Source organism: Drouetiella sp., assembly GCF_059504425.1.
The window spans coordinates 25,578-38,799 of record NZ_JCACIN010000088.1; the positions used below are offsets into that span (position 1 = coordinate 25,578).

8 protein-coding genes are annotated in these 13,222 nt (G+C 50.8%); 5 read left to right on the top strand and 3 right to left on the bottom strand.

The features are described 5' to 3' along the window. Positions 1-286: 286 nt before the first annotated feature. Both AC5JMP_RS20010 and AC5JMP_RS20015 read left to right on the top strand, forming a co-directional pair. Complete coding sequence (locus AC5JMP_RS20010) at positions 287-6,322, top strand: trifunctional serine/threonine-protein kinase/ATP-binding protein/sensor histidine kinase (protein ID WP_495853249.1); 6,036 nt, start codon at positions 287-289, stop codon at positions 6,320-6,322. Positions 6,323-6,411: 89 nt separating this feature from the next. Then, positions 6,412-6,999 (top strand): hypothetical protein, encoded by a 588-nt coding sequence (locus AC5JMP_RS20015; RefSeq protein ID WP_495853250.1) that lies wholly within the window; start codon positions 6,412-6,414, stop codon positions 6,997-6,999. 2 nt (positions 7,000-7,001) lie between these two features. Here AC5JMP_RS20015 and AC5JMP_RS20020 read toward each other — a convergent pair whose 3' ends face one another. From AC5JMP_RS20020 to dxr, 3 genes are all read right to left on the bottom strand, one after another. Further along, positions 7,002-8,348: a cytochrome P450 gene (locus tag AC5JMP_RS20020; RefSeq protein WP_495853251.1), complete on the bottom strand. Its 1,347-nt coding sequence runs from the start codon at positions 8,346-8,348 to the stop codon at positions 7,002-7,004. Positions 8,349-8,429: 81 nt separating this feature from the next. Beyond that, complete coding sequence (locus AC5JMP_RS20025) at positions 8,430-8,858, bottom strand: HHL1-like protein (protein ID WP_495853252.1); 429 nt, start codon at positions 8,856-8,858, stop codon at positions 8,430-8,432. A 122-nt stretch (positions 8,859-8,980) separates the two neighbouring features. Then, a complete protein-coding gene (gene dxr, locus AC5JMP_RS20030; RefSeq protein WP_495853253.1) occupies positions 8,981-10,159 on the bottom strand; it encodes a 1-deoxy-D-xylulose-5-phosphate reductoisomerase in 1,179 nt (392 codons plus the stop codon). A gap of 276 nt (positions 10,160-10,435) precedes the next feature. On the opposite strand from dxr, the gene AC5JMP_RS20035 reads away from it, so the two are divergent. The 3 genes from AC5JMP_RS20035 to AC5JMP_RS20045 all read left to right on the top strand — a co-directional run bounded on the left by AC5JMP_RS20035 (position 10,436) and on the right by AC5JMP_RS20045 (position 13,061). Continuing rightward, positions 10,436-11,329 (top strand): AraC family transcriptional regulator, encoded by an 894-nt coding sequence (locus AC5JMP_RS20035; protein WP_495853254.1) that lies wholly within the window; start codon positions 10,436-10,438, stop codon positions 11,327-11,329. Between the two features lie 115 nt (positions 11,330-11,444). Next, entirely contained in the window at positions 11,445-12,383 is a 939-nt protein-coding gene (locus tag AC5JMP_RS20040) for an SMP-30/gluconolactonase/LRE family protein (RefSeq protein WP_495853255.1), read from the top strand. A gap of 102 nt (positions 12,384-12,485) precedes the next feature. Continuing rightward, positions 12,486-13,061, top strand: a complete 576-nt coding sequence (locus AC5JMP_RS20045; protein WP_495853256.1) for an antibiotic biosynthesis monooxygenase — start codon at positions 12,486-12,488, stop codon at positions 13,059-13,061. The last annotated feature ends 161 nt before the right edge of the window (positions 13,062-13,222 follow it).

Here is a 13,222-nt window from a genome sequence, read left to right on the forward strand (position 1 = left end):
ATCTATCGTTAGCGACCTCGTAGCAGATTTTATCGTAAATAGCCGTACCACCTGGCTAAGCTGTATCAAACACTCTGGATACTTGAAAGCAGGATATTTGAAAGCAGGGTATCTACAGCTTTCAATTGCCTAAGCCACATAGCTAAACCTCTAAATTGACTCAAGCGCAAGGCACTGTTAAGACTGATCACTCTGGGTTTTGCTAGTTTTTAAGCCTGTTAGCACTGATTCTGGGATGGGCACAATGATAGAGGAAAGTTAACTGTATAACAGGTCGAGTGATTCTATGAACCTGACGCGTGGCGCCATCACACTTCCTGGCTACCATATTACCGAGCAAATCTATGCAGGCTCTCGCACGGTGGTATATCGGGCGATTCGTACAGTCGATCAACGACCTGTTGTCATTAAACTCCTGAAGCACGAGCATCCTAGCTTTAGTGAGCTAGTGCAATTCCGGCATCAGTACAGAATTACTAAAAATTTAGACGGTTTAGCCGTCATCAAACCCCACACTTTGGAGTCATATCGCAACGGCTACGCTCTAGTGATGGAGGACTTTGACGGCATTTCGCTCCGTCAATTTGCTCAGGCAAAGCCGCTGTTGCTCACCCAGTTTTTTCCCATTGCTCTTCAACTTGTAGAGAGTTTATACCAGCTACATCAGCAGCGAGTAATCCATAAAGACATCAAGCCCTCCAATGTCTTAATTCATCCTGATTCTCATCAGATTAAACTCATCGATTTTTCTATCTCTACGCTTCTGCCTAGAGAAACACAGGAAATTCAGCATCCCAGCCTTCTAGAAGGCACCCTTGCCTATCTCTCTCCTGAACAAACAGGACGCATGAACCGGGGGATCGATTACCGCAGCGATTTTTACTCGCTAGGAGTCACCTGCTATGAGCTGCTCACGGGTCAGCTTCCTTTTCCAACCGACGACCCGATGGAGCTGATCCATTGCCATCTTGCGGTGCAGCCGCCTTTAGCCCATGCCCTCAATGCTGAAATTCCACCGTTGCTGTCTGAAATTGTGGCAAAGTTGATGGCTAAAAACGCTGACGATCGCTACCAGAGTGCGTTAGGAATCAAACATGATTTGGAAGGGTGTTTGAACCAGTGGCGAGCAAGGGGGAACCTTGCCTGGTTTATGTTAGGTCAGCACGATATCTGCGATCGCTTCCTGATTCCAGAGCAGCTTTACGGTCGAGAAGCCGAAGTCATTGAGCTATTGAGCGCCTTTAATCGAGCTAGCGATGGCAGCACCGAATTGATGCTGGTTGCAGGCTTCTCTGGCATTGGTAAGACCGCAGTGGTGAGTGAAGTCCATAAGCCGATCGTGCGGCAGCGCGGATATTTCATTCAAGGCAAATTTGATCAGTTTCAGCGCAACATACCTTTTTCTGCGTTTGTGCAGGCTCTCAGGAGTTTGATAAGGCAGATCCTCAGTGAGAGCGATGCTCAATTGAGGCAGTGGAAGACCAGAATTGCAGATGCTTTGGGAGACAGTGGACAGATCATAATTGAGGTGATTCCTGAACTAGAACAGGTAATAGATAAGCAGCCCCCGGTACCCGAACTTTCTGGCGGTGCAGCACAAAATCGGTTCAACCTACTGTTTCAGAAATTTATTCAGGTCTTCACCACAGCAGAACATCCGCTAGTTTTATTTATTGATGACTTGCAGTGGGCAGATTCAGCTTCTCTTCATTTGCTGAAACTGTTGATCAGCGAGGCTAAAACAGGCTATCTGCTGATTTTGGGAGCCTACCGCGATAACGAAGTGTTTCCGTCCCATCCGCTAATGCTGACATTGGCAGAGATCGAGCGGACGAAAGCCGTTACCACCATCACCCTAAAGGCTCTCAGTTTAGAAGATATTAACCAACTGGTTGCGGCAACGCTGAATTGTACAGAAGACCTTGCCCTGCCGTTGACCGAATGGATTTATCAAAAAACCCAGGGCAATCCGTTCTTTACCAACCAATTTTTGAAGGCGCTGTATGACGATCGCCTCATTCAATTCGACTACAACAGCGGGCACTGGCAGTGCGATATGGCGCAGGTACGATCGCTTTCCCTCACGAACAATGTGGTGGAATTTATGGCAATGCAGCTACAGAAGTTGCCAGCCGAAACTCAGAGGGCGCTCAAGCTTGCAGCCTGTATTGGCAGCTCGTTTGATTTGGCAACCTTGGCGATCGTTGCAGAACAACCGGAAATGGAGATGGCATCAGCTCTATGGAAAGCGTTGCAGGAAGGCTTGCTCTTACCACAAAGCGAAGTCTACAAGTTTTTTAATCGACCTGCTGAAAATGCCGTTGGCGATACTACTGCTGGCGGCGCTACGGTTAGCGATACTCTAGATAACTCATCGGCTCAATCTGCGCCCCAATCTGCGCCCCAATCTGCGCCCTACAAATTCTTGCACGATCGCGTTCAGCAAGCTGCCTATTGCCTGATTGCGGATGATCAAAAACAGATGACGCATCTCAAAATAGGGCGATTGCTCCTTAAGGGCACTCCTTTAGAAGAGCGAGAGGAAAAACTCTTTGCGATCGTCAACCATCTCAACCAAGGCGCATCGTTGATCGCTGATACTCTAGAGCAACAGGAACTTGTGCAGCTCAATCTGACGGCTGGGAGAAAAGCCAGAAGTGCGACTGCCTACGGGGCAGCGTTGAGCTATTTCAACACAGGTATTGCGCTGCTGCGGAGCGATTGCTGGCAGCACCAGTACGCCCTTGCCCTCTCGCTCTACGAAGGCGCAACAGAGGCAGCCTACCTCAGCACTGACTTTGAACTCATGGAGCAGTTGGCAGAATCCGTGCTGACCCATGCTCATTCCTGGCTCGATCGAGTCAATATTTATGAGATCAAAATTCAGGCTTATGGTCTCCAAAACCGACATCTAGAAGCCTTGCGGATAGCTCGAGAAGTGGTGGCACACCTGGGGGTGGCTCTGCCAGAGCACCCGACGCAAGATGACATCATCCAGGCATTGCAACAGACGCAAGCGCTGCTGGATGAGCGAGCGATCGAATCTTTGCTGGAGTTACCCCAAATGACCGCAGCAGAGCCAAGAGCCGCAATGGTGATTCTATCCAGCATCATGTCTACGACCTATCAGGTGGCTCCAGCCCTATTGCCTCTGGTCATCTTCGCCCATGTCAATTTGTCGGTGCAGTATGGCAATGCTCCGGAGTCTGCCTATGGCTATGTCAAGTATGGGCTGATGCTTGTTTCCATGGCGGGGGATTTGGACGCGGGCTATCGGTTTGGACAACTGGGGATAAGCCTCTTGCAGGTTCTTCAGTCCTCAAAAGTCGAGGCTAAAACCATATTTGGCTTCACCGTTTTCCTCAGACATTTGCGAGAATCCGCAAAAAATACCCTGCATGGATACCTGCAAGCCTACTCTAGCGGACTAGAAACGGGTGATATGGAGTATGTTCCCTTGAGCCTCATGTGCTATGACTACACGGCTTATTTCAGCGGACAGGAACTCTCTTCCCTGCGTCAGGCAATGGAAGATCATCGCCAGGTGATTCAGCAATTGCGCCACGATGCTTGTTTCGCCATTCAAAGTCTTTACTATCAGGGAGTCCTCAATCTCCTGGAGATGACGGCTGAACCCGATCGCCTGTATAGCGAACATTATAACGAAGATGCGATGATTCAGCTTCATCTCGAAGCCAACCAATTGTTGGTGCTGTTTCAGCTCTATCTCAATAAACTGAGCCTTTCCTACCTGTTTCAACGCCATGAGCGGGCATTCAAGCACGCCAATTTAGCAGAACAATATTTAGGTGCAGCGGCAGGACTCCTCCACATTCCTATTTTCTATTTCTACGATGCGCTAACTCGATTAGCGCTTTACCCAGAAGTCAGCGAATTAGAGCAAGTTGCCACGCTGGAACGGGTTGCTGCCCATCAAGAAAAGCTGAGTCAGTGGGCAGTTCATGCACCGAGCAATCAGGCTCAGCGGTGCGCTTTGATTGCCGCAGAACAGTGCCGAGTTTTAGGGGACAAAATTGGGGCAAGTGACCAATACGATCGCGCCATTGCACTGGCTAAAAAACACGAATATCTCAATGAAGCAGCTCTTGCGAATGAACTTGCCGCTAAATTTTATCTGGAGTGGGGCAAAGAGAAAATTGCGCAGGAGTACCTGACAGAAGCCTACTACGGTTATGCTCACTGGGGCGCAAAAGCCAAGGTGATAGATTTGGAGCAGCGCTACCCAAAGCTCCTCGCCCCTATTTTAGAGCAAGCCGCGACTACGTTTGCACCCACTGAAACAATTTTTGCGATCGAAACTTTATTCCCTCAGACCTCTTTGTCCGGAGGCAATAGCATCTCGATCGCTCTTGATTTTGCAGCTATTCTCAAAGCCTCCCAAACCCTCTCTAGCGAGATTCAGCTTGAAAAATTACTGAGCACCCTTTTAGAAATCCTGACGACAACAGCAGGTGCCGACAAGTGTGTGCTAATGCTTACGGGTCTTCAAGTCAGTCAACTCACCGTTGAAGCCGTGGCTCAGGTCGGACAGCCCGCAGTGATGTTGCAGTCCGTGCTGCTTGAAAACAGCGAAGAGGTGCCGATTAGTTTGGTAAACCTCGTCAGACGAACGCTACAGCCTGCTGTAATCGTGCAGACCTCTCTGGATTCTGCGCTCTTAGCTGATCCCTATATCTTGCAGCGACAGCCCAAGAGCGCACTCTGTACTCCCATTCTGCACCAAGGCAAGCTGGTGGGCGTGCTGTACCTGGAAAATAATTTGACCGTTGGAGCCTTTACGCACGATCGCATTGAGCTGCTCAACCTCCTCTGCGCCCAAGCCGCTATTTCCATCGAAAATGCCAGACTCTACGAGCAGTCTCAAGTCTATGCTCAAAGCTTGGAACGATCGCTTCAGGGGCAGGAGATGCTGTTTGAAGCTGTTTCTGATATCCGGCGATCGCTGGATGTCGATACCATCTTTGCGGTTGTTACCCAGCGAGTGCGCCAGATTTTGAAAGCCGATCGGGTCGGCATCTACCAATTTGATTTAGCCTCTAATTTGAACGAAGGCGCGATCGTTGCCGAAGACGTGCAGGATGGGTTTCCCTCAGCGCTGCAAATGAAGGTTAGCGATTATTGTTTTGGAGAACGGTACGCAGAGCACTACCGGAAAGGGCGAGTTCATGTCGTGTCAAATCTCGCGCAAGCTGATATTCAGCCTTGCTATCGGCAGATTTTAGAGCAGTTTTTGATTAAAGCAAACATGGTAGCTCCCATTCTATGGCGGGATAAGCTGTGGGGATTGCTCTGTGTACATCAGTGTGCAGAACCTCGGAACTGGTCGGCAGAAGAAATTCAGTTTGCCAAGCAAATTGCGGTTCAGCTAAGCGTGGCGCTAGAACAAGCAAAGCTGCTAAGCCAGACCGCCGAACAGTCCGCTCAGTTAGAAGGAGCAATGGAAAATCTTCAGCAAACGCAGCTACAGCTCGTACAGAATGAAAAAATGTCGGCGTTAGGCAATTTGGTTGCCGGGGTGGCGCACGAAATCAATAATCCGGTTGGCTTTATTATTGGGAACATTCGACCTGCTAAAGACTATGTTAGTGACTTACTAAAACTGCTGGATTTGTATCAGCAACATTATCCCGATCCGGTGTCAACAATTGCCCATGAAATCGAAGCCATTGATCTGGATTATGTGCGAGAAGATTTGCCCAAATTGATTGATTCCATGAAGCTAGGGGCTGATCGAATTCGCGGCATCAGCAACAGTCTACGCACTTTTTCTAGAGCCGACAAGGACTACAAAGTGCCCTTTAGCCTACATGACGGTATCGATAGCACCATCCTCATCTTGAAACATCGCCTGAAAGCTACGGATACTCATCCCCTCATTGAAGTGATTAAAGAGTACGGCGATTTGCCTTTAATTGAATGTTTTCCTGGACAGCTCAATCAGGTGTTTATGAATATTTTGGCAAACGCGATCGATGCTCTAGAGGAAGCAAATCAGAAACGCCAATCTAACGGGCTAAAGGACAATCTAAATCGTATAGAAATACGGACAAACTTAGATAAATCTGGTACACAAGTCGTGATTTCAATTCGAGACAATGGCATTGGTATGTCGGAAACCGTCAGGAAACAAGCCTTTAATCATTTATTTACGACAAAAGCAGTGGGTAAAGGAACTGGGCTGGGACTGGCGATCGCTCATCAAATCGTTACCGAAAAGCATAGCGGCACATTGTCCATTAACTCAGCATTAGGTCAAGGCACAGAGTTTATCATTACCCTTCCAGTAAACTTAAAGGCATAGAAATTAATCGCATCTGAAACTGCAACTCGGAAACTGCAACTCAGAAACTGCAACAATGAATCTATAAATAGATTTCATCTTGCATCAATATGATTCCTCAAGATATTACTCAAACCCTGACTGCCTTATTTGGAGAGGCTGTGAGGGTAAACGAACCTGAATCCTGGCAAATTGAAGGCGAGAATTTGCGTCTACTGGTGTTGCTGTCTGAAGATCAAAGCTGGTTGCGATCGCTGATCACTATTGCCCCCGCTCAAGAAGCCGCTCCCTACCTAGCGCAACTTTTAGAAGCTAACTTCGATGAAACCCAGGAAACCCGCTACGCCCTGTTTCAAAACTTACTCTGGGGCGTTTTCCATCACAGCATGGCGACCCTGACCTCTGAGGACTTTCAGGCGGCGATCGCCCGGTTAGTCACGCTCCATCAGCAGGGACTTTCCGACAGCTTCAGCCGTTTTGCCGAAGCGCAGGTGCGGCAGATTATCCGAGCGGCGAAAATGCAGGGGCAAAGCTTGGCAGCAACGCTGCAATCTCTAGAGCGTTTCTACGAAGAGGGAGTCATGGGGGATCTAGATGCTAGCGCTGGCGATCGCAGTACGGTTTTGAGCGCATGGCGCTATCAGCTAGAGCGGCTGTGGGATGAAGAATCGCAAGATAAATCGCAGGATGAGGCGTAGGCTCAGTTGAGGCCATGATCGCAGGTGAACCGTACTCGCAAGCCATCTTTAGGATGCGGTGTCGGCACCGTGATCAGCGTCAGGTCTTGATCGGGCAGCAACGACCAGTTGTAGCCGCGCGCCAAGTGAACGGCGAAGATCTTCATTTCCAGGCGGGCAAACTCCTTGCCGATGCATTCCCGGATGCCGCCGCCAAAGGGCAGGTAGCCGTACTTCTGGCGATCGACCGTCTGGTTTTGCAGATTTTCTGGACTGAAGCGATCGGGGTCAAACGCGTCAGGCTGCGGATAGAGCTGAGTGGCGCTGTGGGTGGCAGCAATCTGGTAGAGCACGTTCCAGCCCTGCGGAATCTGGTAGCCGTTAAATTCGCAGTCGGCAATCACCTTACGAAAGCCGACGCCTACAGGCGGAACCAGGCGCAAGACCTCGCGCAACACCTGCTCTAGATAGGTCATTTGCCGCAGATTTTCCAGCGTCAGCGGCCGATCGGCAAAAAGCCGTTGTTCTGCTCGGATCTTGGCCATTACCTCCGGATGCTGCGCCATTAGCAAACAGAAAGAGGCGATCGCTGAAGTCAGAGTTTCATGCCCCGCAAACAGCAGCAGCAAAATTTGATCTTTTAGCTCTTCCAGGCTGAGGCGATCGCCCGCTTCATCTTCAGCCTGAATCAGCAATCCCAAGGCATCCTCACTAGAACTGGGGTGTTGCTGCCGCTGACGAATCAGGTGCTCAAGATCTTGCAGCAAGCGATTGCGTTCCCTTTGCGCCCGACCAAAGCGCGTCCAAGGCAGTGAGAGCGGGATAGAAAACAGACCCTCGCACCAGACTTCAAAGGCATGACCCAAGCGGGTATCTGATCCTCCATCCAGCCCAACTAGCAGCTTGCAGGCAACGTCAAAGGTGTAGCGCCGCAGTTCAGGATACCAGGTCAGTTCGCCTTGAGGAGCCTGCTGCCAACGCTGGGCATACTGTTGGGTAATGGTCTCGATCGCGGCAATGTATCCTGAGAGCGATCGCGGTGAAAATGCCTGTGCCAGAAGCTTACGCCGCTTTTGGTGGAGATCTCCCGTTTGCAACGCTAGAGATAAAGGCCCCAACAAAGCACGGGTACTGGGCGGCCAAGTTACCTCAAAACAGGCGCTGTTCATCAGCACAAACTGATTGGCTTCCACGCCTCGCATAAAAATCGTCGGGCTACCCAGCAACCGCGTTTTGAATACATCACCATACTGCTGATGACGCTTTTGGGCAAACTTAGCATCGCGGAAGAACTTGAGCGTTTCGCCAATCACGGGTAGGCCAAATTCACCGGGTGGCAAGGAGGGCTGAGAAGAATCGATCGGGTTCATAAGTGGAGTTGCGACAGGTGACTGAGAAATTCTTCGTGAGGCAGGCGAAGTCTAGTCCACAAAAATTCTTGCACAACAACGTTAGCCGCGCTTTGTCAAAGCGGCAAAGCGGTTTTTGATGCCATCGATCGCCCCTTGCCAAGCTCCCTTTGCGCCCGTTGCAGGCTTAACCGCTAGCTGGATCGGCTCATCCTTAAATTCCTTCAGGCGATAGCCATACTCAAGCTGCGTCTGGTTTTTCTTGAGGATAGGAAACATCCGAAATGCGCCTTGCAGCAGTTGCTCTTGGCTGTCAAAAATGGCGGCGTTGATCTGGCTCGATCGCTGCACCGAGATCACGCCCACCGGAAACCACTGCTTTTTGTCCTGGATGCGAATATAGACCTCATATTCCGGCAGCCCATCCGCCTTCATCTTGTCGTATTTCGTGGAGGCGACAGCGCGATCTTGCGATCGCTTCGAGACTTTGGGCTGAGGTTTGGGCTTTCCGAATCCAGGATTTGCTGCCATTGGAATTTTTGTGGGTTTATTAAAAGAGGTGTAATAAAAGTTTACTTGATTCTAATAAAGCCGTCTATCGAAGCCTGAAGAGGTATTGCTTAATAGCGGGATGATTTTTTGTTGGAGAGAGGCTAAGCCAAAACGACAGGACTTGCCATGGCGCTCAAAACCTCCTGCCTTGCCCACTGATCTGCCGCCAAAATGTCTTCTAGCGTTGGCTGGGTGCTGTGGTCTGCCCGATGGCGATCGCACACCTTTTCGATCAGCTTGGGAATATCCAAGAAGCCAATTTTTTCCTCTAGGAACAGCTCCACCACCTGCTCATTGGCGGCATTCAGTACGGCTGGCATCGAGCCTCCAGCCCGTCCGGCGGCATAGGCAAGCTGCATACAGGGATATTTTTGATGATCTGGCTCTCGGAAGGTGAGGCTGCCCACTTTTACCAAGTCGAGTGGCTCCCAGTTGGTTGCAAGGCGATCGGGATAGGACAGGGCGTACAGCAGCGGCAGCCGCATATCTGCCCAGCCAAGCTGTGCCAGTACCGAAGTGTCCTCAAGCTCGATCATCGAATGGATAATGCTTTGGGGATGGATAACGATATCAATGTGGTCGTAATCCATCCCAAACAGATAATGCGCCTCAATCACCTCCAGCCCTTTGTTCATCAGCGTTGCCGAGTCGATCGTGATTTTGCGCCCCATCGACCAGTTGGGATGCTTCAGGGCATCGGCGACTGTAACTTCTGCCAGTTTCTCGACGGGCAAGTCTCGGAAGGAGCCGCCCGATGCCGTCAGCAAAATCCGCCGCAGTCCTTTGTCTGGCACGCCCTGAAGACATTGAAAAATAGCGGAATGCTCGGAGTCAGCGGGCAGCAATTTCACGCCATGCTGCTTGACCAGGGGCAGCACCACCGCACCTCCGGCAATCAGGGTTTCTTTGTTGGCCAAGGCAATATCTTTCCCAGCTTGGATGGCAGCGATCGTCGGCAATAATCCCGCACAGCCGACAATTCCCGTTACCACCACCTCAGAATCGCCGTATCTTGCAACTTCCACCACGCCCTCTTCACCCGCCAGCAACATCGGCTGTGGGTCAAGATCGGCGATCGCCGCCCGCAAATCGGGCAGCAGCGCCGGGTCGCAAATTGCGGCTATCTGGGGACGAAACTGACGAATTTGCTGCGCTAGCAATGCCACATTGCTCCGCGTCGCTAGACCGACAATCCGAAAGCGATCGGGATACTGAGCCGCAATATCCAAGGTCTGTGTGCCGATCGATCCAGTGGAGCCGAGGAGGGTAATTGCTTTCACGGTGGGCGAATATCTTCAATGCAGCCACTCCACTATAGGACGGTTAGGGATCTTGGGGGAAGCAGGAGCGGCATCGCCAAATTGGAGATAAATTTATACTTCAACGCCAGAGATGAACTAAAAAGTAGCATTGCCTAGTTTAAGGAGGAGAGGAGCGCTCCGCGCCCCTTCTCCAACAGCAAATCACCCCAGAGATCAGCAACACCTAATAGAGTTACACGAGGTGAGGGACTATTATCGGTGTTGTCGCCTTGCTGTTGTCGCTTTGTGAATGCTATGCGAACCAACGTTGCCCCAGATTCTGAAACTTCTCCGCTTGCCGCTATCTTGCCCAGCACGCCTCTTCTTTCTAGTGCCCAGGTGGGTTGGCGGGGCATTACCTTGGAGTATTTCCGCTATCCGCCCTACGAAACGCCAGAGTATTCTTATCCAGAACATAAAATTGCCATCCACACGCAGGTTCCTCAAAACTTGCAGGTCGAGCGGCGACTAGATGGGCGGTTTCAGCGTGAACAAGTGACTGAGGAGCAAGTAATTGTCGTTCCAGCGACTGTGAGCCATCGGGTGCAGTGGGATCAAACGTCAGAATTTCTCATCCTGAGCCTCAGCCCTGATTTATTGAGCCGAGCTGCCTACGAAGCGATCGCCCCTGATCGCGTTGATTTGGTGCCCTGCTTACCCAAGCCTGATCCGCTGATTCAGCAGATCGGCTTGGCGCTCAAGGAAGAGCTAGTGAATGGGGAAGGCGATCGGCTGTATGTTGATTCCCTCGTGAATTGTCTGGCTATGCATTTGCTCAAAAAATACTCGGCTAGCCCAGCCAGCCTGCGTCCCTTTCAGGGAGGACTGTCTCAGCAAAAGCTACAGCAGATCACAGCCTATATTGACGCTCATTTAGAACAAGCTCTGACGTTGGCGCACCTTGCCGCCCTAGTGGAGATGAGTGCTTGCTATTTTGCCTGGGTGTTTAAACAATCGATCGGAGTTGCACCCCATCAATATATTGTTCAGCGGCGATTGGCACGGGCACAGCAGCTTCTCAAAAACTCTGATTGGATGATTGCCGAGATTGCCATTCAATGCGGCTTTTCGAGCCAGAGCCACCTGACCCGGCTATTTCGTCAGCACTTAGGCACCACCCCAAAAGCCTATCGAACGATGGTTGAGTGATCTGCAATCAAAAGATTGGGCAAAAATTTCAAAAGATTGGGCAAGACGGCAACTGCTGCTATCTGATAGGCTGCTGCTAATCAATTTGATGACGTGTATCCAAAAAAGGATTTGAATGGCTGCCTCATCCGAGCTACCCCCCATCTTTGCGGCAACCCCTGTTGCTCTTGCGCCCGCCCGCCAAATTGCTGAGTTTCCAGTCAATACTTTTCTAGAAAGCATCGCCATCAGCCCTGACAATACGCTGTTCATCACCAGCCACTTAGACGGCAAGGTGCTGAGAATAGGAAAAGAGGGGAAAGTAACTACCTATGCAACGATCGCAGGCAGAGCCGCAGGACTTGCATTTGCGGCAGACGGCAGTTTGCTCCTGAGCGCCTGGAATGCTGAGAATGTCCCTACTGTATTTACCATTTCGCCGCAGGGAGAAGCAGCGGTACTGGTCAGTATGCCAGATGCTATTTTCCTGAATGGGCTAACGCCTCTAGGGGTCGATCGCTATCTGATTGCAGACTCCTATCGAGGCGCGATTTGGGAACTGAATGCGGCTGAGAAAACCGTCAAAATCTGGCTAGAACATGACTGCCTTGCTCGTAGCTCTCTCGATCAAGAGTTTCCGGCAGTCAATGGACTCAAGATCTATGGCAATGCGCTGTATACGTCTAACACCGCAAAAATGCAGATTGTTAAAATCTTGATTCAGCCGGATGGTCAGCCGGGAGAACCAGAGATTTTTCTCCAACCCGTCAACCTGGATGACTTCGCTTTTGACCAGGATGGCAATCTTTACGGCACCACCCATATCTACAACAGCGTGGTCAAAATCTCCCCCAATGGCAGCATCACTACCATTGCCCAGGCGGAACAGGGCATGACGGGAAGTACGGCTCTTGCCTTCGGACAAGGCGAAGGCGATCGCACCGGAATTTATGTCGTCACCAATGGCGGCATGTCGTTTCCGCCGCCGACGGGGATTGAGCCTGCAAAGGTGGTGCGATTGGAAGTCGGAATTGCCGGATATCCATTGATTGATAGCAACCGCCAAAGCGGTTAGGACGGGGACATTTAGGGTGGGGCAGCGCCCCACCCTAAATGTCCTGAGCAAACTGGCGACGGCCATAACCGATTTGAATAAATTAACTTGAACGAACCCCCCATGAGTTCTCCAGAGAATTTGAGCGATGATCCTCCCGCGACGGTGGACATTCTTCAGCGAGTCAAGCCGGGTTGCGAAGCGGAATTTGAGAGCGTTTTGACCGATCTGATTGAAGCAGCAAAAATGTTTGAAGGGCATCTAGGAGTCAATGTCTTTCGCCCCGGCGATCGCGCCCATCCAGAATATCGGATTGTTTTCAAATTCGATCGCATCAGCAATCTCAAGCGTTGGGAAACCTCTGCCGTTCGGCAAAAACTGCTCGATCGCGCCAATCGTCTCACCGCTAACCCAGGTCAAACCTCAATTTTGACTGGGCTGGAAACTTGGTTTACCCTGCCTCAGCAGCCCGGTCTAGCACCGCCGCCTCGCTACAAAATGGTGCTGCTCACAGGGACAACCATCTATGTATTGATCAATCTCATAAATACCTTGGTGCTGCCACTGCTGGCTCCGTTGCCGCCGCTACTACGCACGCTGGTTGTGACGTTTCTCATGGTCGCCATCATGACCTACGGGATAATGCCCCGGCTGACCAAGCTGTTTGCAGGATGGCTTTATCCTCAGTCTAGGCACTAAATTCAGGTATAGCTGTCGCCAGTTTGCTTAGGACATTTTGCGCCCTGCCCAAAATGTCCTCGGCCTAACCGCCTTGGCGGTTGCTATATCTGTTAGAGGAATACACAGAACAGGAATCAGGATTCATGGTAGAACCGAGGGGAATTGCTTAAGATTGGCAT